We start from the raw sequence: 25,188 nt of genomic DNA on the forward strand, positions 1-25,188 counted from the left end.
GAAGAAGCTAAGAAGGCAGAAGAAGCTAAGAAGGCAGAAGAAGCTAAGAAAGCAGAAGAAGCTAAGAAAGCAGAAGAAGCTAGGAAGGCAGAAGAAGCTAAGAAGGCAGAAGAAGCTAAGAAGGCAGAAGAAGCTAAGAAAGCAGAAGAAGCTAAGAAAGCAGAAGAAGCTAGGAAGGCAGAAGAAGCTAAGAAGGCAGAAGAAGCTAAGAAGGCAGAAGAAGCTAAGAAAGCAGAAGAAGCTAAGAAAGCAGAAGAAGCTAGGAAGGCAGAAGAAGCTAAGAAGGCAGAAGAAGCTAAGAAGGCAGAAGAAGCTAAGAAAGCAGAAGAAGCTAAGAAGGCCGAGGAAGCTAGGAAGGCAGAAGAAGCTAAGAAAGCCGAGGAGGCTAAGAAGGCCGAGGAGGCTAAGAAGGCCGAGGAAGCTAAGAAAGCAGAAGAAGCTAAGAAGGCCGAGGAGGCTAAGCGTCCAGAAACAAATACCAAGAAACAAGAACTTTTGAAATTAGAGAAAAAAGTTATTAAAATTAAAGAACAAATCTCTATTTCAAAAATGAATGGTGTTGAAAATGATCAAGTAAATGAATTGCAACAAGCATTGGCAGACTATGAAGATGCCATTAAGACTCTAAGTAGTGTCATGTCAGCTGTTCTTGAAATTGAAGACTTTAAAGGTGGAGTGAATGCAGTTGAAGCTGCGACTACAGAATTGCCAGAATACAAGCAAGGTGTAAACGCGGTAGAAGCTGCAGTAAATGAACTCCCAGTCTATGCAGAAAGCGGTGCTCCAGCAGTAGCGAATGTTCCAGTTTATGCAGAAAGCAGTGCTCCAGCAGTAGTGAATGTCCCAGTTTATGCAGAAAGTGGTTCTCCGGCAGTAGCGAATGTCCCAGTTTATGCAGAAAGTGGTGCTCCAGCAGTAGCGAATATTCCAGCTTACGCTGAAAAGATTGAACCAGCAGTAAACGAAGTTCCAGAATATACTGGCAGTGCGGTTCCTTTGGCTACAAATCCTACTCTCGGTACGAAACAAGATCGTACCTACAAAGCCCCTGCAGCAACGGACGAGCAACTCCTTCCAAATACTGGAAGCCAGGACACCTCAGCAGTCGGATCGCTCGGATTTATCGGTCTCCTTCTTGGTTTGCTACCATTTGCAAAGAGAAGATTGAACAAATAAATTGCCTAACATTGATACAAGAAAAGGATTCGTAGGATCCTTTTCTTTTTATGGAGAAATAGAGATAAATCAAAGTCTTTCGGCTCTTTCCGATGGTATTTTTCCTTGCTTTCATTTATAATGGGTGTATGGACAAGAAAAAATTATTATTAATTGATGGATCTTCTGTTGCCTTTCGAGCTTTTTTTGCGCTTTATCAGCAACTAGATCGGTTTAAAAATGCTAATGGCCTTCATACCAATGCAATCTATGGCTTTCAACTCATGTTGAATCATGTCTTAGAGCGGGTTGAGCCTAGTCATGTTTTGGTAGCCTTTGATGCAGGTAAGACGACTTTCCGAACAGAGATGTATGCAGACTACAAGGGTGGTCGCGCGAAAACTCCAGATGAGTTTCGTGAGCAATTTCCCTTCATTCGTGAGTTGCTAGACCATCTTGGAATTCGCCATTATGAGTTGCCACAGTATGAAGCGGATGATATCATCGGGACTCTTGGTCGTTTGGCTGAGAAAGATTCTTTCGATGTGACAATCGTTAGCGGAGATAAGGACTTGATCCAGTTGACGGATGAACGTACAGTGGTCGAGATTTCCAAGAAAGGTGTGGCTGAGTTTGAGGCCTTTACACCAGCTTACCTTATGGAAAAGATGGGCCTCACACCAGCTCAGTTTATAGATCTCAAGGCCCTGATGGGGGATAAGTCTGATAATATCCCTGGCGTCACTAAAATTGGTGAAAAGACGGGCATCAAGCTCTTGCTGGAACACGGCTCGCTCGAGGGTATTTATGAAAATATCGATGGGATGAAGGCTTCTAAGATGAAGGAAAATCTCATCAATGACAAGGAACAAGCCTTCCTGTCTAAAACCTTGGCGACTATTGAGACTCATGCACCTATTGAGATTGGCCTTGATGATTTGGTCTATAGTGGACCAGATGTGGAAAATCTCGGAAAATTCTATGATGAGATGGGCTTCAAACAACTCAAGCAAGCTCTAAATGTTTCATCAACGGATACGCCTGAAAGTTTGGATTTCACTATTGTTGACCACGTCAGTCAAGACACGCTGAGCGCAGACTCTATCTTCCACTTTGAGCTTTTTGGTGAGAATTACCATACAGATGATTTGGTTGGTTTTGCCTGGTCTTGTGGGGATAAACTTTACGCTACAGATAAACTTGAGCTCTTGCAGGAGCCTATTCTCAAGGAATTTCTAGAAAAAACAGCTCTGAAAGTGTATGACTTTAAGAAAGCGAAGGTTCTGTTAAATCGCTTGGACTTGAACCTGCAGGCCCCTGCTTTTGACAGTCGCTTGGCCAAGTACCTTCTCTCTACTGTCGAGAATAATGAAATTTCAACCATTGCGAGTCTTTATGGTCAGACTTACATAGTCGACGATGAGACCTTCTACGGCAAGGGGGTCAAGAAGGCACTTCCTGAACGGGAAAAATTCTTGGAACACCTAGCTCGCAAGGTTGCGGTATTGGTTGAAACCGAGCCTGTTCTACTTGAAAAACTCGGTGAACATGGACAGTTAGACCTTCTCTATGATATGGAGCAACCTCTGGCCTTTGTTCTTGCCAAGATGGAAATCGCTGGAATTACGGTCAAGAAAGAGACCTTGCATGAGATGCAGGCTGAAAATGAACTTGTCATTGAAAAGCTAACTCAGGAGATTTATGAGCTAGCTGGTGAGGAGTTTAATATCAACTCACCCAAGCAGTTGGGCGTGCTTCTCTTTGAAAAGCTCGGCCTTCCTCTAGAATACACCAAGAAAACCAAGACAGGTTACTCGACAGCCGTGGATGTGCTAGAGCGTCTGGCTCCTATTGCGCCAATTGTTAAGAAAATTCTAGACTATCGTCAGATTGCTAAAATTCAATCGACTTACGTGGTTGGCTTGCAGGATTGGATTTTAGATGATGGCAAGATTCACACGCGCTATGTGCAGGATTTGACTCAGACAGGGCGTCTGTCTAGTGTGGATCCAAACTTGCAAAATATTCCTGTACGTTTGGAACAAGGCCGCCTCATTCGTAAGGCTTTCGCGCCAGAGTGGGAGGATAGTGTCCTTCTCAGCTCGGACTATTCACAGATTGAGTTGCGCGTTTTGGCGCATATCTCTAAGGATGAGCACTTAATCAAAGCCTTCCAAGAGGGAGCAGATATCCATACCTCGACAGCCATGAGGGTCTTTGGGATTAAACGCCCTGAGGATGTGACTCCAAACGATCGTCGTAACGCCAAGGCCGTTAACTTTGGGGTTGTTTATGGGATTTCAGACTTTGGCTTGGCAAACAATCTTGGTATTAGCCGTAAGAAGGCCAAAGCCTATATTGACACCTATTTTGAACGTTTTCCTGGAATCAAAAACTATATGGAAGAAGTGGTGCGTGAGGCGCGTGATAAGGGATATGTAGAGACCCTCTTCAAGCGTCGTCGAGAGCTACCAGATATCAATTCGCGCAACTTTAACATTCGTGGTTTTGCAGAGCGAACTGCCATTAACTCCCCTATTCAGGGTTCGGCAGCAGATATCCTCAAGATTGCTATGATCCAGCTAGATAAAGCTTTAGTTGAGGGTGGTTATCAGACCAAGATGCTCTTGCAAGTGCATGATGAAATCGTCCTTGAGGTTCCGAAATCAGAACTAGCAGCCGTTAAAGCTCTAGTGAAACAAACCATGGAAGAAGCCATCCAGCTTAGTGTCCCACTCATTGCTGATGAGAATGAAGGAGCAACCTGGTACGAGGCTAAATAAGAAAGTTATGAAAGAGTTTGAAGCATTTATCTTCAAACTCTTTTTCATAGTTTTCTGTAAGTAGTTTCCTTGACTTTTCCTTGCATTTGCGTTACTATATTTCCATATAAGATATGGGAGTCTGTGTACAGTCTGAGAGGAAGTGTTAAACTTCGACCGCACCTGATCTGGGTAATGCCAGCGTAGGGAACGATACTTAGCCGAATTCTGCACCTTTTCCATATATGGCAAAGGTTTTTCTTTTTGTTCAAAAGGAAAGCCGAGAAGAGGAGGATTTTATGAAAGCAAGCATTGCCTTGCAAGTCTTGCCCCTATCACAGGGGATTGATCGAATTGCTATTATCGATCAAGTGATTGCTTATCTGCAAGCTCAGTCCGTGACCATGGTGGTGACACCATTTGAAACGGTCTTGGAAGGGGAGTTTGATGAGCTCATGCGCATTCTCAAAGACGCGCTAGAAGTGGCAGGGCAGGAGGCAGATAATGTCTTTGCCAATGTCAAAATAAATGTAGGAGAAATTTTAAGTATTGATGAGAAACTTGAAAAGTATACTGAGACGACACATTAGTCTATTGGGTTTTCTAGGAGTCTTGTTAATCTGGCAGTTAGCGGGAATATTCAAACTTTTACCCAAGTTTATCCTGCCAACCCCTTTTGAAATTCTTCAGTCATTTGTTCGTGATAGAGAATTTCTCTGGTACCATAGCTGGGCGACCTTGAGAGTGGCTTTGCTAGGTCTAGTCTTAGGAGTCTTGATTGCCTGTCTTATGGCGGTGCTCATGGATAGTCTCTCTTGGCTCAATGACTTGATTTATCCTATGATGGTGGTTGTTCAGACCATTCCGACCATTGCCATAGCGCCTATCTTGGTCTTGTGGCTAGGCTATGGGATTTTGCCCAAGATTGTCTTGATTATCCTGACAACAACCTTCCCTATCATCGTCAGTATTTTGGATGGATTTAGGCATTGTGACAAGGATATGCTGACCTTGTTTAGTCTGATGCGAGCAAACCCTTGGCAAATCCTTTGGCATTTTAAAACACCAGTCAGCCTGCCCTACTTTTATGCGGGATTGAGGGTCAGTGTCTCCTACACCTTTATCACAACCGTGGTGTCCGAGTGGCTAGGAGGCTTTGAAGGACTAGGTGTCTACATGATTCAGTCCAAGAAACTGTTTCAATATGATACTATGTTTGCGATTATTATTTTAGTGTCGATTATCAGTCTTTTGGGTATGAAGCTGGTTGATGTTAGTGAAAAATATGTGATTAAATGGAAACGTTCATAGGACAAGAACGTTTGAGAAAAAGAAAAGAGGAAATGAAAATGAAGAAAACATGGAAAGTGTTTTTAACGCTTGTAACGGCTCTTGTAGCTGTCGTACTGGTGGCCTGTGGCCAAGGAACTGCTTCTAAGGACAACAAAGAGGCAGAAGTTAAGAAGATTGACTTTATCCTAGACTGGACGCCAAATACCAACCACACAGGGCTGTATGTTGCCAAGGAAAAAGGTTATTTCAAAGAAGCTGGAGTGGATGTTGATTTGAAATTGCCACCTGAAGAAAGCTCGTCTGACTTGGTGATCAATGGCAAGGCGCCATTTGCTATCTATTTCCAAGACTACATGGCTAAGAAATTGGAAAAAGGTGCAGGAATCACTGCCGTTGCCGCTATCGTTGAGCACAACACATCAGGAATCATCTCACGTAAATCGGACAATGTCAGCAGTCCAAAGGACTTGGTTGGGAAGAAATACGGAACTTGGAATGACCCGACTGAACTTGCTATGTTGAAAACCTTGGTGGAATCTCAAGGTGGAGACTTCGAAAAGGTCGAAAAAGTACCAAACAACGACTCAAACTCCATCACACCAATTGCCAATGGCGTCTTTGACACTGCTTGGATCTACTATGGGTGGGACGGTATCCTTGCCAAATCTCAAGGTGTAGACGCCAACTTCATGTACTTGAAAGACTATGTCAAGGAATTTGACTACTACTCACCAGTTATTATCGCAAACAACGACTATCTCAAAGACAACAAGGAAGAAGCTCGTAAAGTCATCCAAGCCATCAAAAAAGGCTACCAATATGCTATGGAACATCCAAAAGAAGCTGCGGATATTCTCATCAAGAATGCACCTGAACTCAAGGAAAAACGTGACTTTGTCATCGAATCGCAAAAATACTTGTCAAAAGAATACGCAAGTGACAAGGAAAAATGGGGACAATTTGATGCTGCTCGCTGGAATGCCTTCTACAAATGGGACAAAGAAAATGGTATCCTTAAAGAAGACTTGACAGACAAAGGCTTCACTAATGAATTTGTAAAATAATGACAGAAATTAGACTAGAACACGTAAGCTATGCCTATGGCGATGAAAAGATTTTAGAGGACATCAACCTGCAGGTGACTTCGGGTGAAGTGGTTTCTATCCTAGGTCCAAGTGGTGTTGGAAAGACCACTCTATTTAACCTAATCGCTGGGATTTTAGAAGTCCAGTCTGGGCGAATTGTCCTTGATGGCGAGGAAAATCCCAAGGGGCGCGTGAGTTATATGTTGCAAAAGGATCTCCTCTTGGAGCACAAGACGGTGCTTGGCAATATCATCCTGCCCCTCTTGATTCAAAAGGTGGATAAGGCGGAAGCTATTGCCCGAGCAGATGAAATCCTTGCGACCTTCCAGCTGACAGCCGTACGGGATAAGTATCCTCATGAACTTAGTGGTGGAATGCGCCAGCGTGTGGCCTTGCTTCGTACCTACCTTTTGGGGCACAAACTCTTTCTTTTAGACGAAGCCTTTAGCGCCTTGGATGAGATGACAAAGATGGAACTCCACGCTTGGTATCTGGAGATTCATAAGCAGTTGCAGCTAACGACCTTGATCATCACACATAGTATTGAAGAGGCCCTCAATCTCAGCGATCGAATCTATATTTTGAATAATCGCCCTGGGCAGATTGTTTCAGAAATTAAACTAGATTGGTCTGAAGACGAGGACAAGGACGTCCAAAAAATTGCCTACAAACGTCAAATCTTGGCAGAATTAGGTTTAGATAAGTAGAAAAATAGGGAGTTGGTGAAGATTATCCTTTACCAGCGCCCTTTTCCTTTAAAAAAATCAAAAATTTCGGTATAATAGTCAATTATACCGAAATCATTCTATAATCGTTGATACATAAGGGTATTATGTGTCGCTTTTTTTATTTTGTGGACTTTTTTAAGAACTTTTTATTTTTTCGAGGGCAGTTTCAAAGAATGAGACTGCTCTTTTTTGGTTCTCTTTTGATAAATGGCTGTAAGTGTCCATAGTTACAGATATTTTTGCATGGCCAAGTCGTGTCTGTATTTCCTTGTAGGGTAGACCGGCATTAAGCAAGATACTAGCGTGAGTGTGTCGGAAAGCATGAAAGCCTAAATCAGTACAGTTAGCGTTTTTTAAGTGTTTATGTAGGCGATAATCGACCTTTCGAGTATTGACATAGTTGTCAAAGCTATCAGAGAATACCTTCTCATAGGTTAGGCCAATGTTTCTACCGTTTTCTGCTTGTCTTGCTCGGTTGAGACGAAGCATGAGTACTGTTTTATGATCGATATCTAGGACTCTATAGCTTGATTTTGTCTTAGGAGTGTTTACCTGGTTTAAAATATTGAGTGTTTTGTTAATATCGATTGTTCCGTTCTGCAGGTCAATATCAGACCATTCCAGGGCCAGACATTCACGGATGCGCAGTCCAGTAGCTAGGAGCGTTTTATAAAGCACAGTATCATAGAAATTGATAAAGGTATTCTCCAGGTTATCGAGATAGGAGAGGAAGTTTTTAAGTTCCTGATCTTGAAAGTATTTAATTTCTTGCTTATCTCTTGTTATCTTTCTAGGAATGACAACATCACGAGCAGGGTTATTATCCAATGCCTGGATAGAAACTCCATACTGTAGAATACGTTTATTTAAGGCGTGAAGGTGATTGTATTCTTTATATCCCGTTCCGTCCTGATTGTACTCATCCGCCCATTTATTTACCTGAGTTTGGATAATAACAGGAGTAAGTTTATCTAGTTTGTAAGTACCAAATGAGGGCAAGAGGTAATTATTTAAGCAGCCTTTTATCTTTATCTGCGTGTTAGTCTTTATGGTATGTTGGTAGGTTTGCCAAAATAAGTCCACAAGTTCGCTATAGGTTGTTATATGCGAGCGTTGTTTCCGTGTAGAGCCGTTTTTCTCAAATTCTACCTTAGCCTGGGTGACCTTGTTTTTGAGTTCTTTCTTTGTTCGTGCTGATATGGTAGTCTTGACCTTCTTACCAGTAATAGAATCAATGCCAAGATAGATACTGGAGCGGTAGACTGCTGATCCGTCTTTTTTCGTGTGTTGTGTAATTTTCATGGTTTTAACTCCTTTTCCATCAGCAGGCAAGCAATTAGAAAAGGTTTTGAATTTATACCATGCGAGGAGCTACGAGAACCCCTCTATTTTCGATTTTAAGCAGTCGGACGGTAAATTGTACCAGAATAGAAAACAAGGCGAATATGGGGAGTTTTTTATTTTAAGTTATGTTTACTAGAATATAAAAAGAAAAGTAGCCGTATCAAATACGGCTACTATCACGTTATGGATCTAAAATCCAAATGTAAACTTTATGGAGCTAAACTCCTAATAGCTGTATTGTAATATAATTATTAAAAAATGTCAAGAGATTAGAAAAGGTATAATTCTTTTAACTTTTCGTTAATTTTGTCCAATGTGTTATCAGATACTTTCATTTTTCCGATTGGATCTAATCTATTTTTCTTTAAAATTCTATCTTTGCTGATTGTTTGAAGGTTATTACACTTGGCATAAGAACGCTTAATGTATTTTTTGTAGTATTGAGTTAATTCAATAACGTCATTTATTTCTGATTGTGTCCGTTTAAGGTTATCATCGTCTATTATCTTAGGTTGAATTATTTCGTTTGAAAATTGTTCTGTATAAGCTTGGTAGACATCCGATAAGGCAGCTTCAGTAATTGCATTATTGGAATCTAAATATTTTAGGTAGGCAAATAATTCTTTGTGTAATTTTTCAATATATTCATCAAGCAAAATAGAAGGATATTCCGCAATGACTTCGTCTATGAGTACAGTATCTATTTGATTTTTAGATGTTAGAGGAATTACTGTAAGTGTTTTTTTATAGGGACTATCTACTTTGTCTAAGACAATAGCCCAATGATTATTTGATAATTCTCCGCCTATATTTACACCGAACTCTACAAATACCAGAGAACCACGACTGAATTTCCAATATTTTCTTTTTTGAGTCTTGGCTTCAAATAAGAATTGTTCAGATTGTCTTTTAACTGCTGGTGCAAGAAATCTGTATTTAGAAGATGTATGCTTTGCTTTACCAAGTTTATAGAGTTTTTCAACTTCTATGTAGTTTTGTTTGGTTTGTTCAAAATATGGATTTTCTTTGTTCATTTTAATTCTCTCTACATATGCCCACGATTTCGCCGATGGTTTAGAAGATATTAGTCATCTCTATTTGTCAATTTTGCCGTTTTTTGCGCTTTAGTCTGTAAAATTGGCTTTCTATTTTTCACTTTCCCTTGTTTTTGCACAATAGACCTTAGAAATATGGGCACTATTGGCGAATATGGGGGATTTTTATAGAATCTTCTCAAAAACCATTGTGGCCTGGATACGGTTTCCACCACCCAGTCCTTTGCTTCCACCATTGGCGGTTGTGATGGTATGTAGGCGATAACCTTTTGATGCTTGCTTATTGATAACATCTTCTAACTCTGTAAGGTTTCCTGATCCAGTTCCGAAAAACTTTTCTTTCAAAGTTACCTGAAGGACAACGTAGTGTAGTCCATTTGCTCCAGATGCAGTAGAAAAACTACCTTCTTGTTTTACAGTGTCAAAAAATCCCATGGGGTTACTCCTTTTCTTTGTCTCTCTCAGATAGTTTTTGAACTAAATCAAAAGCTATTTTTTTATCATAGTCATTTAAAGAAATATAGTTGATTAAAATATCTGCAAAATTTGTATTGTTCTCTTTATCAGCATTTATTAGTTCTTCAATTGTAAACATATACGATGGGATATGATTAAGCAATCCTTTTCCAAAATTGTTATACTTTACAGGATTATTTATATGTTCTTCAACGTTTTTGTACGCTGAACTAAGTTCATTTATTTTTTCAATATCTATATCATTAAGTAATTTTTTAAATTCGTTACTTTGGATTATTTTTAAAATATTTTGTTCATCTTCATGTCCCAATAAGTGGCCAACGCTTACCCCAAAGTGGTTAGCGAGTAGCTGGGCTTTATCTGGTTTGATAGTATGTTTATTATTTTCCCAATTAGATATCACCATTTTGGATATTGGTTTTTCGTTTTCTTTTAGTTCTTTATTTATTATTTGAGCTAATTCATCTTGAGTTATTCCCTCTTTGGTTCTTAGAATCTTTAGCCTATTTTTTATTGTTGACATTTTATCACCTCAGTTAAATTATAACCGCTAAAAAAACTTTTGTAAAGTTTTTATTTATTTTCTCTTGACAGGTAAAGAAAAACATTATATACTTGGTCTAAGTAAAGATAAACTTTACAAACAAGAAAGGAGGGAACTGTATTGCTTATCACCTCAACACAAGCAAAAGCAATTCGCCGAAAGCAAGCGGACAAGAATTTGACTGCTAAAAGAGCCAGCGAGGAAATTGGAGTGAATCCAATTACTTACAGGAAAATCCGAGACGGAGGCGAAGTAAAGCCTAGCATTTACCAAAAAGCCATGCAGTGGCTTGCTGAAGATTACTAGAAAGGGGCATAAGACAGAGTCTAGAAATATTTTGCTTGCTACCTATGGCAGTATCAAGGGTTTGTAGGGGTTTATTCTCTCCTAAATTTTCCCTACCTCAATGATTTACTTTGGTACTGTTTTAGGTGGCAAGCACTGACAAAAGAAGAAAGGAGCGAACCAATGGAACTGGTTTACATGGACGGCAAGAAAGAGCCGTATACACTGAGCAGTGTCGTAGCAGAATGCACTGGATTGCAACATCACACAATAACCAAGACAATCCGCAAACATCAAGTAAGGTTTGAACGGTTCGGAAAGGTTGGATTTAAAATCCAAGCTATGGAAAGCGGTCAGAATACTAAGGATTATATTTTGAATGAGCAACAAGCGACCTTGTTAGTTACATTCTTAAAAAATACTGAGCAAGTGGCCAACTTCAAAACTAATCTTGTCAAAGCCTTCTTTGAAATGCGTGATGAACTTTCTAAACGCTACCTTCAAAGAGAACTGGAAAAACCAAAGCGTAAAAGCTTAACTGAAGCTATTCAAACATGGGAGAAAGCCCCCAAGCATGCCTATAGCACCCTGACAAACTTACTGCTAAAGGGAGTGACAGGGAAGAATAAAGCGCAACTAATGAAGGAGCGAGAAAGTAAGAACGGTATTGATGGCTTGACAAGTGTAGAGCTGACAAACTACCAACGTTTGGAAGATATGGCAATAGCTATGATTAACTTGAATAGGGGGTATTCAGAAATTAAGGAATTAATTTTTAAAGTATAGGAGTATGGAAAATGGAAAATGAATTTAAGACAGTTACAAATGCCAAAGGGTTAGAAATTCCCAAGTATTTCAAGGATTTTAAAAAGCTAGTTGAGAAAGACAGACAACTAGCCGAATATCTTTGTATGAACTATGAGGACTTAGAAAGTGAAGACCTGGGCGCATTTCTTGAAATGGTGAAGCAGGGATTCAGCTGGATTCTGGATCTTATCGATAGTAAAGATTTGATTTATAAACCACAGTCGGGTAGTAATCATGCAAAAAGAAAATAAAAAAATCACTTGCTCAAATTTTAGACGAGGCGAGCAAGCGACAAGATTAAGGATATAGAAATTTTTTCTATGCTTTGATTATAGCAAAAAATATCTATTCTATCAAATACCTAAAGAAAAACCGAAGAGCAGGCAAGCAATTAGAAAAGGTTTTGAAATCAAGCGCTGACAGGGTGATTCTAAGGCCTTGTTTAGCTGAAAGATGGGTAATTACTCATGAAACACCGCTACAAGCGTTCGCCAACTTGGGGCCACTGCCCAGCGTTTGGAGTGGTGAAGCATACCATATAGAAAACAGGCAAGAAAAAGGACAAGGAAAGGCTAATGGAGAAAAATATGACTCTAGATCTAGATAACATGACACGATCAGAATTTGACAAGCTAATGACTAAAATCAAGGATAAACATCCGAACCTCTTTCAGTTCATCATTGACTTTTTAGATGATAAAGTAACTTCTGAAGAGGTGTACGACTTTCTGAAGATGAAGCGAAGCTATCAAGTAAATTATATCAAGAATTACAAAGCGAGGGCATAGCATGAATGAACTAGATTTAAGCAATACACAGGCGCTTATTTTTACCGTGATATTGATTGACTTTCTCATGTATTTAAACCACCGAGACCACAAAAAAAGCGCCCAAATCGAGCGAGAAAGTACACAGACGATAGAAACAACTATCGAGGATTTAAGCCCTGATTATGGGCGATATATTCAGCTTGCAGCGGTTAAGCCATGGGGGTACTAAGATGTTTGAAAAAATGATTGAAGATTTAAAGTCTAAGATTTTGGAGGCAGTGGAACGGTATTTAAAAAGCCATGAGAAAGTACCTCAAAAAAGATTAGATTTGATCAGCAAGGTGGAATTAAAGGAAGAACTGGGCATAGGAGATAAAACCTTGATAAAATGGGAAGGTGCGGGACTACCACAGTATATACCGCCTATTGAAGATACTAGAAAAGCGTATTATAAAATCTCAGATGTTTTAAAGTTTTTGGGGGTAGATGATGGCAAAGACTAAAGTATATTTTTGGTTGAAAATTGATAAGAAATTTTTTGACAACCTATTTATTAAGCGTCTAAAAAGTATGCCTGGTGGCTATACCATGACAGTGATCTATATGCGCATGATGTTAGAAAGTCTTGAAAGTGATTGTATTCTGTATTACGAAGGGTACTTTGAAACCTTAAAAGAAGAACTGGCCTTGAAATTAGATGTTTCTGAAGATGATATATCTATGACTATAGCTTATTTTACGCAATGTGGCCTGATTCAGATTGATGAAGATAAAAATGCCGAGTTAACACAAGCAAAAGCTTTGGTACAACAAGAAACAAACCACGCTGCATATATGAGAAGCTACCGCAAAGAGCAACAAGAGAAAGAAAATAATCTTACATTGTTATCTAATAATTTTACAACGTTATCTACATGTAAGACAGAGAAAGAGATAGATAAAGAGAAAGAGTTAGAGCAAGATTTAAAGTTAGATATAAATAAAGAATATATAGTCGAGGGAACCTCGCCTAATGAGCAAAGCTCATCTTTCACTTTTCCTACTTGGCTTGAAGAAACAGCTATAAAAGATTTAGAGAAAACAAAACATAAAGAACTTTGGATTCCTATTGTTTATCTGAATCAAGTAGCTAATAAGAGGTATAAGTTTGTTGATAAGACAAAAAGGCTTTTACTAGCACGATTCAAAGAAGGCTATACACTTGAAGATTTTAAACAGGTGATAGATATTAAAACGGCAGAATGGAAGGATAGTCCTGAATTTTCTAAATATCTGAGACCAGAAACACTTTTCGGATCTAAGTTTGACGGTTATTTGAATCAAAAGCCTAAAACCATAAAAGGGAAGTCCGAAGACAACTTTCCAGATCTACCATTTTAGGAGTTGCAAAGATGAAGGAACAATTTAAAGAATTTAATAACAGAAAAATATCGGATAAGGTTTGCGATATTCACCAGGTAAATTATTGGGAAATTTCTGTACCAGTGTTAGGGAGTTCAGAAAGGAAAGTACAAGCATTTTGCCCGGAGTGTGTGAAGGGAGAGATTAAACAAAAAGAGCAAGACTTATTACAGCAGTTCGAGGATAGACAGGCTTACTTTAAAACTTATGATGTCTTAATGCGTGACAGTACGATTCCTAACGAGTTGAAGGGGGCAACGTTTGATAATTTCTTTGTTAAGACGACAGAAGAGCATCAGATGTTAGAGTTTGTAAAGGGGCAAGTCCAGAAGTACCTTGCAGGTATGACAGGAAATACTTTAATCAGCGGTAGCACAGGAATAGGGAAAAGTCATTTATCTCTTGCCCTGGCCAAAGAAATCAATGAGAGCTTCAGAGAGAAGAACGAGCCTAAGAGTGTCTTGTTTGTCAGCTTAACCGAGATTATCAAGCAGATAAAAGAAGGCTGGGCTTATGGAAGAAATGCAAATTTAACAGAGTATGAGGCGGTTAAAAAGCTTGTTGATGTTGATTTTCTAATCATCGATGACCTGGGGGCAAAAAATGGGACGGTAACACCTAAGAGCGATTGGGAACAGGATTTCTTGTTTGATATTATCAATAATCGAGAAACTACGATTTTCAACACGAACCTAGATAGTAGTGAACTGCGAACGGTATACAATGCTAGAAATTCAAGTAGAATTTTGAAAGGTTTAGAAGGGAACACTTTCAAGGCTTTTACGATCAAAGATAAGAGATACACTATAAACACAGTGAGGGGAGAATATCAATGAATGATGATAAAATGCGATTTGCAACAGAAAAAGGCTTTGTTGTCTATGAAAAATGTGGTATAATAGAGATAGAAAAAGTTCCAAGTTTTGGAGAAGTTACTTTATTCTATTCAGATGGGAAGTTTACCCATCTAGTCAAAAAAGAAACTAAAAAATAAGTCTATTGAGAACAACTCAGGGACATACCGTAAGCATATAATGCTAGTGGTATGTCCCTTTTTGTTTGCATAGAAAGGGGGTGAGGGAGATGTCAGGAGATACTTCTTTAGGGTATGTAGTAGCCAATAAGTTTTCTATGGACCCAGATAAAAGACAGAAAATCTTTTCTCAGTGTAAAAAAGAAGATGATAGCTTAGAACAACGGAAACAAGAAATACTAGAAAAATATGCTAACAAACAAGACAAATCAAAATCTAGAAAAAATGATTCTAAAGGCTCGGAGAGTCATAAAAGAAAAGCTAAGAGCAAAGAATTTTAGAAAAAATTATAAACAAAAATCAGATATTAAAAGATAAAGGAGCAAAAAATGACAACTAACTTAGTTAAACAAAAAGAAAATTTAGAAGCTTATATCCGAAGTACAGGTTATAACACTAGAGGGATGAACGTAGAAAATAATCATGTACTCATTGAAAAACCAATACTTGATAGTTATGAAGATGAACATCAACGTAAAGAGCTGGTTGATCTAGTAAATGTTATTGAGACTCGTACCCGTGGTGGGAAGTATGAAGTAACTGACTTTGAATCTGATTCATTACAAGAAGTTAGCGAAAATTCGGTTGAGAGAACAGAAGCAGATAAAAAGAAAACTATCAGCGTTGATTACTTAGTTAAATTATTCAGTGGAAAACTTGATTTTTCACAGGAACAATTAGATGATGGCCAATATAATTTAACGGATTTTCTTGGTAAGAAGATTATTAAATTAAAACGTAGAACACGAAATAGAGAGATTGGCAAAATTCTCCAAACTGCGAAAGTGCAGACTGCTACAAGTATGGACGACTTGAAATCTATTGTTTCTTTAATCAATCCAGAGCGCAATGTATCTATGGTTGTTAGTCAATCACTATTTAGTGTCTTAGAAAAAATGAAAGACACTTCAGGAAATTATCTTCTTAAAGTTGATAAAGAGACAGGAACAAGTGAAACATTCTTTGTAGATAACTTTTTAATTGTAGATGATACAACCTTAGGGAATAAAGGTGACAAAAAAGGCTTTATCGGAGATCTAGAAAATTTTGTTACTTTGTTTGACCGAAAGAAAGATACACTTAGCTGGGTGAATGCGAATGACTATTTTGGAAAACGGTTGATTTTACATACCCGTTTTGATGTAAAAAAAGTTGAAGAAGATTGTGGTTACTTTATTCAATGGAACTAGGAGAAAGAAATGGATATTAATCAAGTATTTGAAACACTGGATGATCTAGATAATAAAAAAAGTAAGATTAATTCAGCACGAGAACAGTTAAGCGAAAAAAGGAAGAGTCTTTTAGGCAATCAAACAGTTTCATTTGAGAATATAGATTCTTTTTTGTCAAATAACTTAGAATCTTTAGAAAAGCTGGAAAAGATGGAAAAAGCTATTAATTCTCTTCAGGAAAAATATAATAGTGATTTTTCAGAAGCTAAAGCAGTCATCTTTGAATACATTTTTAAAGAAACTAAGCAACGGATGGAAACTAAGAAGATCTATAAACAATACCGAAAGAAACTTAGACGAATTCTGGACGCATATGATGAAATTCAAGAACTAAAGAAGGATGTAGAAGAAATCCATGCAGGTGTAGTCAGGGAAATAAGTCAGAAACATTCTCTATTGCTATATCGAACGGAAGTAAGTCCGCGTACTGTCTTACCATTCTTAAACCCTGATATTAGCGGGTGGATGAATTTTTATAAGGAATATCGGGACATTAAAGAGTATTTAGAAAAATAGGGAACAAATTAAGTAAGGCTAGTGATATATGGCTGAAACAGAAGAGATATCGCTAGTCCTACTTTTATGCTTTACTAAGTTTCACATAACAAAGTAAGCATAAACTGAAAAGAAGTAATAGCTTGAAAGCAAGGTATATCAGGGGTTTACAGAATGGAGTGAGTTTCACAGAATGTAAGATATGAGAAACTGAGGGGATAAATTAAAGAAATTTCCCTTGAACTTGTCATATTGAAGAGTTGTCAAACTTAAAACAATGATACCTGGTAAGTGGAGTGTTGGAAGGCTTTTAGCGCTTTTTGTCAGTTTGACAGAATTTACAATTTGACAAATTGAAAGATAAAAAAATTTTTAAATTTAAGTGGAGGTACTTGCCTATGTACGAGTTGAGTAACAGAGACCTGGACGGGATAGATATTGAGTTAGGACGATATAGAACGCTTGCTAATAGAATTTATTTGAGAAGACAGGAACTGATACATAATAAGAAACATAGCACTGAAGATTATACTGGTGGGAAAGGCAAGACAGTATCTAGTCCTACTGAAGCGACAATCATTAGAATTGAAGAAGACCAAACACTAAGATATTTAGAAGGCTTCAAACTAGTTGTAGATACCTTGATGGAAAACTTAATTGAAAGTGATCTAGTCATTTTTAAAATGAGATATTTAGAAGCTGGTGCGACTTGGGAAGACGTGGCAGAGAAACTAAATAAAACTACTCGTTATATAAATAGCCGTAGAAAGGTAATCGCTAAAAGATTTGTGGAATTGAAAGGATATTGACTCCCCCCACCTTTTAAAAAATCTTTTTGGCCAGTAGGGTACCGGTGAAGGGAACTTTTTCCAAGTCGGAGCACTTCAGACAAAAAGGGGGTAAAAACTGGCCGATTTTGAGTAAAATGCAGGATTTACATTGAGTGTTTAAAATTCAAGTTGAACTTCAGTAAGTCCTTACTTTGTTGTATATGAACTAATTGAATCTTAATTAAAAATAAATCAACACCGACTGATTTTTTTGGTAATACTTAATCAACAATATTGAATAATAAGTAAAAAAGGGATATAATTAGTTCAAAGTATTAATTTATCTCTTGAAAAACTACATTATACAATCAGGAATTGCAGATATGATTAAATCATTGTTTGATTAAAGTATGGAGGGGAATATGCAATTTAACGTACATGGGAATCTAGAGGGTGGCGTAATTGATGTACGAGAAAAATCAGAAATTGAAGATTTTTTGGTGAATGGCTTTCGAACTTCAACTACACGTTATAGAAATTTTGAATCATTTTGTAGTTTTTGGAATGAATTAGATAAAAATAAAGTAACTAGAGTCTGGATTGATGGCAGTTTTTGTTCCAATAAGGTGAATCCAAATGATATTGATTGTGTTGTATTTATTGAGCCAGATCCCAATAATTGTGAATATTTTCAATTATTAAGGAGTAAACATGGTGATTTATTAGATAAATATTTAGATGTTTATGTTTGTTGGGATAAAAATTTCTTTATTCAGTTTTCTAAAGAATGGTATGAAATAGATTACCAGGAAACCTATTGGTTAGGGAAATTTGGTTTTGACAGAAATCATAACCCTAAAGGAATTATCGAATTAGATAAGGAGGTGGTTTTATGAGTACAGAATTAAAAATACTTGAAGATAGAGCGAATAAAGTTTCTAATGATGAATTAAGAGCTATGTTGCATATGGGACTTGAATCAATGAGAGAATTTGAAGAAGCGATAAATTCAAGTAATGTTAAGAGTATGCTTTCTATCAGATTGCTTTCAGAGAATCTTCCTTCTGGACAAATTGGGTTAAGACAACTGTCAGAAACTCTCAAATCAGTCGAGAGTATTCAAGAAAATGGGATAGCATCGTGTATTGGATTTGAAGGAAAGCGAGGACAGATTCCAAAAGATATTCTAAATAGGAATGAGCTTATAATTACTTCTACCAGAGCAGGTTCATTTATAATTGATTTGGGATTAAAAACTAATCAACTTTCAATCTTCGATCGTGAAAATAATATAGCAATAAATGTAATGAATGATGTATCTGATTTGCTTGAAGGAACAATTGATATTCCAGAATTTGTGGAGACATATAGTTCAAGAACTTTTAATTCTGTGAAACAATTAGTCTCTAGATTGAATAAAGAAAAACTTGGGATAGAGATTCAAGATAAACTAAATAATTCGAATAAGCTATTTGCTAAAGAACAGATCGTAGAGATTAACAAAAAATTTAAGGATACTCATATAGAAAAACAAGAAAATATCATAGTTCAGGGGAAATTAATCAAGGTTGACTTATCTACTCAAAAGATAACTTTGGATACTCAAGAAGGAATTGTGAATGTAAAGGTCAACGATCCAGAAATAAAATCACTTCATTTAACTACAAATGAAGAATATCAAATTAAGACAAGTGTAAAAGTAGTTATTAGACGTACACAACATACTTTCACTTATGTAACTTCATCAGTTAGAAATATAGTAGAAATATAATCCTAATTATCCAATAAAAATAATTAGAGCAAAAAGGGGTAACTGTCAAAGATAGTTACTCCTTTATTTTTGCGAATAGTAGAGAAAGAAACGAAAGTTCTAAATATTAAATTTGCAAGTATTAAGAAAACTAGACTAGGCTTTGAACACCACGTAGAAGCGACTTTTAGTACATCAATACAAAAAATTACACCTCAACAGTGCGTCAGTCGGCACAAATGTGCGAAATGGAAATGCTGAGGAAGATATGCTATAATATTACCAGGTAATAAAAAAGCACGTTTGACCGTGCTAGTTTCTTGCCTGCTGAACTCGTCAATATTACGCCCTTTTTAGGGCTCTTTTTTGTGGACTTTTTTAGGAATTTTCAAGAAAAACTAAGGCGATTTAATACCTAAGTGTTTTAAAAAAAGTCAGTATTTTCAATGGTTGAGCCTTAAAAATTTGACTTATAGAGTGTTAAATGATAGTATAGTCAAAGATAGTCAAGGTTCAAAGAAGGAGTTTGATTTACTATGAGATTTAAAAATACATCAGATCATATCGAAGCCTATATCAAGGCAATTTTAGACCAAGCTGGTATCGTGGAATTGCAGCGGAGTCAGTTGGCGGATACCTTTCAGGTTGTGCCAAGTCAGATAAACTATGTCATCAAGACACGTTTTACTGAAAGCAGAGGATACTTGGTTGAGAGCAAGCGTGGTGGCGGAGGCTACATTCGTATCGGACGGATTGAGTTTTCCAATCATCATGACATGCTCCGCGATTTGCTTTACTCGATTGGTGAGCGAGTTAGTCAGGAGATTTATGAGGATATTCTCCAGCTTTTGGTGGAGCAGGACTTGATGACCAAGCAAGAGATGACCTTGCTGACTTCTGTAGCAACAGATCGTGTCCTAGGGGAAGAATCTTCAGTTGTCCGTGCCAATATGCTCCGACAGCTATTACAAGAGGTAGATAGAAAAGAGAAGTAAGATGAACTATTCAAAAGCATTGAATGAATGTATCGAGAGTGCCTACATGGTTGCTGGCCATTTTGGAGCTCGTTACCTAGAGTCTTGGCATCTATTGATTGCCATGTCCAATCACAGTTACAGTGTGGCAGGTGCGACTCTAAATGATTATCCTTATGAAATGGACCGTTTAGAAGAGGTTGCTTTAGAACTGACTGAAACGGACTATAGCCAAGACGAAACCTTTACGGAATTGCCCTTTTCCCATCGTTTGGAGGTCCTCTTTGCAGAAGCAGAGTATGTAGCCTCAGTGGTCCATGCTAAGGTGCTAGGGACAGAGCATGTCCTCTATGCGATTTTGCATGATGGCAATGCCTTGGCAACTCGCATCTTGGAGAGAGCAGGCTTTTCTTATGAAGACCAGAAAGATCAGGTCAGAATTGCTGCTCTTCGTCGCAATTTAGAGGAACGTGCAGGTTGGACTCGTGAAGATCTCAAGGCTTTGCGTCAACGCCATCGCACAGTAACTGACAAGCAAAATTCCATGGCAAATATGATGGGTATGCCTCAAGCTCAAAGTGGCGGTCTAGAGGACTACACGCATGACCTGACGGAGCAAGCGCGCTCTGGCAAGTTAGAGCCAGTTATCGGTCGTGACAAGGAAATCTCACGTATGATTCAGATTTTGAGTCGGAAGACCAAGAACAATCCGGTCTTGGTTGGAGATGCTGGTGTCGGGAAAACAGCTCTGGCTCTTGGACTTGCCCAGCGTATTGCTAGTGGGGACGTACCAGCTGAAATGGCCAAGATGCGTGTGTTAGAGCTTGATTTGATGAATGTCGTTGCGGGAACACGTTTTCGTGGTGACTTTGAAGAACGTATGAACAATATCATCAAGGATATCGAGGAAGATGGCAAAGTAATCCTCTTTATCGATGAACTTCACACCATCATGGGTTCTGGTAGCGGTATTGATTCGACTCTGGATGCGGCCAATATCTTGAAGCCAGCCTTGGCTCGTGGAACTTTGAGAACGGTTGGTGCAACCACTCAGGAAGAATACCAAAAACACATCGAAAAAGATGCTGCCCTTTCTCGTCGTTTTGCAAAAGTGACGATTGAAGAGCCAAGTTTAGCTGACAGCATGATCATTTTGCAAGGTTTGAAGGCTACCTATGAGAAACACCACCGTGTGCAAATCACAGATGAAGCTGTTGAAACTGCTGTTAAGATGGCGCATCGTTACTTGACCAGTCGTCACTTGCCAGACTCTGCCATCGATCTATTGGATGAAGCGGCAGCAACAGTGCAAAACAAATCTAAGCATGTGAAAACAGACGAATCCGACTTGAGTCCAGCTGACAAGGCCTTGATGGATGGCAAGTGGAAACAAGCGACCCAGCTAATCGCAAAGGAGCAGGAAGTCCCTGTCTATAAAGACTTGGTGACAGAATCCGATATTTTGACCACCTTGAGTCGCTTGTCAGGGATTCCAGTCCAAAAACTAACTCAGACTGATGCCAAGAAATATCTGAACTTGGAAGCGGAACTGCACAAACGTGTCATCGGCCAAGATCAAGCTGTTTCAAGCATTAGTCGTGCCATTCGTCGCAATCAGTCAGGTATTCGTAGTCACAAGCGTCCGATTGGTTCCTTTATGTTCCTAGGGCCGACAGGAGTCGGTAAGACCGAATTGGCAAAGGCTCTGGCAGAAGTCCTCTTTGATGACGAATCAGCCCTTATCCGCTTTGATATGAGTGAGTATATGGAGAAATTCGCAGCTAGCCGTCTCAATGGAGCACCTCCTGGCTATGTGGGCTACGAGGAAGGTGGGGAGTTGACTGAGAAAGTTCGCAACAAGCCATACTCCGTTCTCCTCTTTGATGAGGTAGAGAAGGCCCACCCAGATATCTTTAATGTCCTCTTGCAGGTTCTGGACGACGGTGTCTTGACAGATAGCAAGGGACGCAAGGTTGATTTTTCAAATACCATTATCATCATGACGTCAAACCTTGGTGCGACGGCTCTTCGTGATGACAAGACTGTCGGATTTGGCGCCAAAGACATTCGTTTTGACCAGGAGAATATGGAAAAACGAATCTTTGAAGAGTTGAAAAAAGCTTATCGACCAGAGTTTATCAACCGTATTGATGAAAAGGTGGTCTTCCATAGCTTAGATAGCGAACACATGCAAGAAATTGTCAAGATTATGGTGAAACCATTGATTGCTAGCCTCGCTGAGAAGGGCATCGACTTGAAACTGCAAGCTTCAGCGTTGAAGTTACTAGCAAGCCAAGGATATGATCCAGAAATGGGAGCCCGTCCACTTCGCAGAACACTGCAAACAGAGGTGGAAGACAAGTTGGCAGAACTCCTTCTTAAAGGGGAACTGGTAGCAGGCAAGACTCTCAAGATTGGTGTCAAAGCTGGTCAATTAAAATTTGATATTGCTTAAAAATGGAGAATCAGGAGCAATCCTGGTTCTTTTTTGCTACTTTTTTATAAAAAATGATAAAAAACTATTGACAAAACAAAAATATAGTATATAATAAAAACATAGAAAATAAAAATATCAAAAATTATAAAAAGGTAAAACGTTTATGAAAAAGAAAACAGCAGTGGTATTTGGGACCTTTGCCCCTCTCCATCAAGGGCATATCGATCTGATCCAGCGAGCGAAGCGTCAGTGTGACCAGGTCTGGGTAGTCGTTTCAGGCTACGAGGGAGACCGAGGTGAGCAGGTAGGTTTAAGTCTTCAAAAACGATTTCGCTATATTCGAGAGGCTTTTCGTGATGATGAATTGACCTCTGTCTGCAAGCTGGATGAGACCAACCTTCCCCGTTACCCTATGGGCTGGCAGGAGTGGTTGGACCAGATGTTAGAGGAGATTTCCTATGATGAAACCCAGCAAGAACTGACTTTTTTTGTAGGAGAAGCAGACTACCAGCAAGAATTATCTAAGCGTGGATTTGGCACTGTCTTGCAAGAAAGAAAGTTTGGTATCTCAGCGACTATGATTCGAGAAAATCCAAGCAAATATTGGAAATACATCGCTCAACCCTTCCGCCGTCAGTTTACAAAGAAAGTGTTGATTATGGGAAGTGCTAGCAATGGGAAGATCACTCTAGCCAAGGATTTGGCAAGGTATTACGATGCGCCCGTCAGTCTGGAGTATGCGCGTGAGTACCAGATCAAAAACAATGTCCGCGACGATGAATTGACTCCAAAGGATTATTATTATCTCCTGTTGGGACAGTATGACCAGACCTCAAAGCTAATCGATAGCAATGCCAATCGAGGTCTAGTGATAGCTGATACCAACTCCTTGGTAACCAAGGGTTACTATGACTATTACATGGAGACTGAGGATCAGGGGGACTTATCAGGAGAAACCTTTGACAATCTCTTTGCCTCTATCTTGGCCAAGGAAAAATGGGACTTGATTCTCTTTGTGCAACCTGTCGGATCCTATGTCAATGATGGATTTAGAGATATGACCATGGCAGAAGACCACATTCGCTACAGTTTTTCCCAGCATTTGGATCAGATGAGAGAGATATATTTAACCAACATTCCACTAGTTTATCTAGCGGAGGATTACCTAGGCAATTATGAAGCAGCAAAAGTGGCTATTGATGCCATTTACTAAGCAGATTAGGAGAAAAATATGAAAAAACTAACTGAAAAAATCACACAATTTATCGAAAACTTTAAAAATGTCCATGCCGAAGCTCGCAAGATTGGTTTTGCAGGAATCATGCGCTTGCTATGGAAAGATCTCTTTGTCGGTCGCAGTCTTTTCCAGTGGTTGTATCTCATCGCCCTGTCAAGTGTTCCCTTGATCTTGGAATTCACACAAAATACGGAAAGCCATGACTGGTTGAGCTTGTTTGCATCCTGGACTGGGATTGTCTGTGTCATCTTAGTAGCAGAAGGGCGTGCGAGCAATTATCTCTTTGGGGCTATTAACTCGGCTATCTATTTGATTTTGGCCATGAATGCGACTTTTTATGGTGAAGTTTTGACGACCGTTTACTTCTTTGTCATGCAACCGATTGGTCTCTATGCTTGGTTGTCCAATCGTATCAATGACCAAGGAAAACCAGAAGAATCCCACTTTGAAGCTAAGAAATTATCTGTTCTTGACTGGCTTAAGTACTTGGCCTTGACTGCCATTATCTGGATTGGTATGGGCTTGGCTTATCAAAGTATCAATAGTGCTCGCCCTTTCCGTGATAGTGTTACTGATGCGACCAATGGTGTTGGACAGCTCTTGATGACACGTCTCTACCGTGAGCAATGGATTTTCTGGATTGCAACCAATCTCTTTAGTATTTATCTCTGGTGGGGTGAAAATATCCACATCCAAGGGATGTACTGGGTTTACACACTCAACAGTCTAGTGGGATGGCACCAATGGACCAAGGCAGTTCGAAAGGAGGCATAAGATGGCAGATACGATGATTCCAGCAGGGATGACGGAAAAAGAATATTATGAAATCCATGCCAGTCAGGAGGAGTTTTTAGACTGGTACTACAGGCAGGAACTCCCTCAATATGAAAAACCAAGTGTGACAGTGGATATGGTAGCCTACTGCTTTGTCGAAGGAAAGATCAAGCTCTTACTGATCCGTCGCAAGGCTCACCCTTATCAGAACTGTTTAGCCTTAGTTGGAGGCTTTATGGATAAGGGAGAAGATGCTGCACATGCCTGTCAGCGCGAGGTGAGAGAAGAAGTCAATCTCGATCTACCTTTGGAGAAAATCGAGCAATTGATGACGGTATCGACCCCCGGTCGTGATCCACGGGGCTGGACGGTGACCATTGCCCACTTGGTGTACCTACCTAGTCGTGCCTTAGACCTCGTTCAGGCTGGAGACGATGCTAAGGATGTGGTTTTTGTAGATGTCGATTTTCAGACGGGCAAGTGCTTCTTAGAGGGAGTGGAGCTGGACGTACAAGCCTTCGCCTTTGACCATTATGCCATTATTCAAGAATCCATCAAACGAATTCAAGGCCGTCTCGACTGGAATCCGACTTTCCTTTATCTGCTGGAGGAGGAGTTTACTGTCTATGAAGGGACTGAACTGGTCAATCTCATCAACCCAGGTCGCCCAATCGTCAGCAATAACTTTCTCGTAAAATACGGCGAATATGTAGAAGAAGTCGGACTCAAACGAGTTCCTAAAAAGAAACCAAGAAAAACCTATCGATTGAAATAAAAAGT

At 39.1% G+C, this 25,188-nt stretch carries 31 protein-coding genes; 27 read left to right on the forward strand and 4 right to left on the reverse strand.

Going from position 1 to position 25,188, the window contains the following annotated elements:
- From ADI74_RS11235 to ADI74_RS07040, 6 genes are all read left to right on the forward strand, one after another.
- Positions 1–1,176, forward strand: a 1,176-nt coding sequence (locus ADI74_RS11235) for an SIALI-17 repeat-containing surface protein (protein WP_192833034.1), incomplete at its 5' end; no start/stop codon positions are given.
- 128 nt (positions 1,177–1,304) lie between these two features.
- Positions 1,305–3,938, forward strand: coding sequence for a DNA polymerase I (polA, locus tag ADI74_RS07020; RefSeq protein ID WP_049538079.1), 2,634 nt, complete (start codon positions 1,305–1,307; stop codon positions 3,936–3,938).
- A 278-nt stretch (positions 3,939–4,216) separates the two neighbouring features.
- Complete coding sequence (locus ADI74_RS07025; protein ID WP_049538080.1) at positions 4,217–4,507, forward strand: thiamine-binding protein; 291 nt, start codon at positions 4,217–4,219, stop codon at positions 4,505–4,507.
- Entirely contained in the window at positions 4,470–5,228 is a 759-nt protein-coding gene (locus ADI74_RS07030; RefSeq protein ID WP_192833035.1) for an ABC transporter permease, read from the forward strand. Before ADI74_RS07025 ends, ADI74_RS07030 begins: the two co-directional genes overlap by 38 nt.
- 38 nt (positions 5,229–5,266) lie before the next feature.
- Positions 5,267–6,274: an ABC transporter substrate-binding protein gene (locus ADI74_RS07035; protein ID WP_049537970.1), complete on the forward strand. Its 1,008-nt coding sequence runs from the start codon at positions 5,267–5,269 to the stop codon at positions 6,272–6,274.
- Complete coding sequence (locus ADI74_RS07040) at positions 6,274–7,002, forward strand: ABC transporter ATP-binding protein (RefSeq protein WP_049537972.1); 729 nt, start codon at positions 6,274–6,276, stop codon at positions 7,000–7,002. The genes ADI74_RS07035 and ADI74_RS07040 overlap by 1 nt, the downstream gene beginning before the upstream one ends.
- Positions 7,003–7,158: 156 nt before the next feature.
- Here ADI74_RS07040 and ADI74_RS07045 read toward each other — a convergent pair whose 3' ends face one another.
- The 4 genes from ADI74_RS07045 to ADI74_RS07060 all read right to left on the reverse strand — a co-directional run bounded on the left by ADI74_RS07045 (position 7,159) and on the right by ADI74_RS07060 (position 10,422).
- Positions 7,159–8,325: a tyrosine-type recombinase/integrase gene (locus tag ADI74_RS07045; protein ID WP_049537973.1), complete on the reverse strand. Its 1,167-nt coding sequence runs from the start codon at positions 8,323–8,325 to the stop codon at positions 7,159–7,161.
- Positions 8,326–8,636: 311 nt separating this feature from the next.
- Positions 8,637–9,401: a type II toxin-antitoxin system PemK/MazF family toxin gene (locus ADI74_RS07050; protein ID WP_042900397.1), complete on the reverse strand. Its 765-nt coding sequence runs from the start codon at positions 9,399–9,401 to the stop codon at positions 8,637–8,639.
- 186 nt (positions 9,402–9,587) lie between these two features.
- Positions 9,588–9,857 carry a DUF4177 domain-containing protein gene (locus ADI74_RS07055; RefSeq protein ID WP_049537975.1) on the reverse strand — a complete coding sequence of 90 codons (270 nt, stop codon included), beginning with the start codon at positions 9,855–9,857 and terminating at the stop codon, positions 9,588–9,590.
- A 4-nt stretch (positions 9,858–9,861) separates the two neighbouring features.
- Positions 9,862–10,422 (reverse strand): helix-turn-helix domain-containing protein, encoded by a 561-nt coding sequence (locus tag ADI74_RS07060; RefSeq protein ID WP_049487577.1) that lies wholly within the window; start codon positions 10,420–10,422, stop codon positions 9,862–9,864.
- Between the two features lie 141 nt (positions 10,423–10,563).
- Between ADI74_RS07060 and ADI74_RS07065 the strand changes: the two genes are divergently transcribed.
- From ADI74_RS07065 to ADI74_RS07160, 21 genes are all read left to right on the forward strand, one after another.
- Positions 10,564–10,749 (forward strand): hypothetical protein, encoded by a 186-nt coding sequence (locus ADI74_RS07065; RefSeq protein WP_000909284.1) that lies wholly within the window; start codon positions 10,564–10,566, stop codon positions 10,747–10,749.
- 162 nt (positions 10,750–10,911) lie between these two features.
- Positions 10,912–11,514 (forward strand): Rha family transcriptional regulator, encoded by a 603-nt coding sequence (locus ADI74_RS07070; RefSeq protein WP_049537977.1) that lies wholly within the window; start codon positions 10,912–10,914, stop codon positions 11,512–11,514.
- Positions 11,515–11,525: 11 nt separating this feature from the next.
- Positions 11,526–11,786, forward strand: coding sequence for a hypothetical protein (locus ADI74_RS07075; RefSeq protein ID WP_049537979.1), 261 nt, complete (start codon positions 11,526–11,528; stop codon positions 11,784–11,786).
- 336 nt (positions 11,787–12,122) lie between these two features.
- The gene (locus tag ADI74_RS07085) at positions 12,123–12,323 is read left to right on the forward strand and encodes a hypothetical protein (protein WP_049537981.1); all 201 of its coding nucleotides are present in this window, start codon (positions 12,123–12,125) and stop codon (positions 12,321–12,323) included.
- Between the two features lies 1 nt (position 12,324).
- Positions 12,325–12,534: a hypothetical protein gene (locus ADI74_RS07090; protein ID WP_049537983.1), complete on the forward strand. Its 210-nt coding sequence runs from the start codon at positions 12,325–12,327 to the stop codon at positions 12,532–12,534.
- A 1-nt stretch (position 12,535) separates the two neighbouring features.
- Complete coding sequence (locus ADI74_RS07095) at positions 12,536–12,808, forward strand: hypothetical protein (protein ID WP_049490554.1); 273 nt, start codon at positions 12,536–12,538, stop codon at positions 12,806–12,808.
- Positions 12,795–13,685 carry a conserved phage C-terminal domain-containing protein gene (locus ADI74_RS07100; RefSeq protein WP_049537985.1) on the forward strand — a complete coding sequence of 297 codons (891 nt, stop codon included), beginning with the start codon at positions 12,795–12,797 and terminating at the stop codon, positions 13,683–13,685. Before ADI74_RS07095 ends, ADI74_RS07100 begins: the two co-directional genes overlap by 14 nt.
- Positions 13,686–13,696: 11 nt before the next feature.
- Complete coding sequence (locus ADI74_RS07105; RefSeq protein ID WP_049537987.1) at positions 13,697–14,542, forward strand: ATP-binding protein; 846 nt, start codon at positions 13,697–13,699, stop codon at positions 14,540–14,542.
- Positions 14,539–14,700, forward strand: coding sequence for a hypothetical protein (locus ADI74_RS11240; RefSeq protein ID WP_000997172.1), 162 nt, complete (start codon positions 14,539–14,541; stop codon positions 14,698–14,700). The genes ADI74_RS07105 and ADI74_RS11240 overlap by 4 nt, the downstream gene beginning before the upstream one ends.
- A gap of 89 nt (positions 14,701–14,789) precedes the next feature.
- A complete protein-coding gene (locus ADI74_RS07110; RefSeq protein ID WP_004261935.1) occupies positions 14,790–15,020 on the forward strand; it encodes a hypothetical protein in 231 nt (76 codons plus the stop codon).
- 48 nt (positions 15,021–15,068) lie between these two features.
- The gene (locus ADI74_RS07115) at positions 15,069–15,929 is read left to right on the forward strand and encodes a phage major capsid protein (RefSeq protein WP_049509664.1); all 861 of its coding nucleotides are present in this window, start codon (positions 15,069–15,071) and stop codon (positions 15,927–15,929) included.
- Between the two features lie 9 nt (positions 15,930–15,938).
- Positions 15,939–16,487 carry a hypothetical protein gene (locus tag ADI74_RS07120; protein WP_049518856.1) on the forward strand — a complete coding sequence of 183 codons (549 nt, stop codon included), beginning with the start codon at positions 15,939–15,941 and terminating at the stop codon, positions 16,485–16,487.
- A gap of 377 nt (positions 16,488–16,864) precedes the next feature.
- A complete protein-coding gene (locus ADI74_RS07125; protein WP_049537989.1) occupies positions 16,865–17,275 on the forward strand; it encodes a DUF722 domain-containing protein in 411 nt (136 codons plus the stop codon).
- Positions 17,276–17,658: 383 nt separating this feature from the next.
- The gene (locus ADI74_RS07130; protein WP_049537991.1) at positions 17,659–18,132 is read left to right on the forward strand and encodes a DUF6932 family protein; all 474 of its coding nucleotides are present in this window, start codon (positions 17,659–17,661) and stop codon (positions 18,130–18,132) included.
- Positions 18,129–19,007: a hypothetical protein gene (locus ADI74_RS07135; protein ID WP_049537994.1), complete on the forward strand. Its 879-nt coding sequence runs from the start codon at positions 18,129–18,131 to the stop codon at positions 19,005–19,007. Before ADI74_RS07130 ends, ADI74_RS07135 begins: the two co-directional genes overlap by 4 nt.
- A 69-nt stretch (positions 19,008–19,076) precedes the next feature.
- Entirely contained in the window at positions 19,077–19,247 is a 171-nt protein-coding gene (locus tag ADI74_RS11495; protein WP_422664248.1) for a DUF7720 family protein, read from the forward strand.
- Between the two features lie 275 nt (positions 19,248–19,522).
- The gene (locus tag ADI74_RS07140) at positions 19,523–19,981 is read left to right on the forward strand and encodes a CtsR family transcriptional regulator (RefSeq protein ID WP_049537996.1); all 459 of its coding nucleotides are present in this window, start codon (positions 19,523–19,525) and stop codon (positions 19,979–19,981) included.
- Position 19,982: 1 nt separating this feature from the next.
- The gene (locus ADI74_RS07145) at positions 19,983–22,415 is read left to right on the forward strand and encodes an ATP-dependent Clp protease ATP-binding subunit (protein WP_049537997.1); all 2,433 of its coding nucleotides are present in this window, start codon (positions 19,983–19,985) and stop codon (positions 22,413–22,415) included.
- Positions 22,416–22,560: 145 nt separating this feature from the next.
- Positions 22,561–23,610: an AAA family ATPase gene (locus tag ADI74_RS07150; protein ID WP_049537998.1), complete on the forward strand. Its 1,050-nt coding sequence runs from the start codon at positions 22,561–22,563 to the stop codon at positions 23,608–23,610.
- Positions 23,611–23,628: 18 nt separating this feature from the next.
- On the forward strand, positions 23,629–24,408 hold the full coding sequence (pnuC, locus tag ADI74_RS07155; protein ID WP_049537999.1) for a nicotinamide riboside transporter PnuC: 780 nt from the start codon (positions 23,629–23,631) through the stop codon (positions 24,406–24,408).
- Position 24,409: 1 nt separating this feature from the next.
- A complete protein-coding gene (locus tag ADI74_RS07160; protein ID WP_049538001.1) occupies positions 24,410–25,183 on the forward strand; it encodes an NUDIX domain-containing protein in 774 nt (257 codons plus the stop codon).
- Positions 25,184–25,188: the final 5 nt, after the last annotated feature.

Source organism: Streptococcus pseudopneumoniae (genome assembly GCF_001074565.1).
In the GTDB taxonomy this organism is placed as follows: Bacteria; Bacillota; Bacilli; order Lactobacillales; family Streptococcaceae; genus Streptococcus; species Streptococcus pseudopneumoniae_J.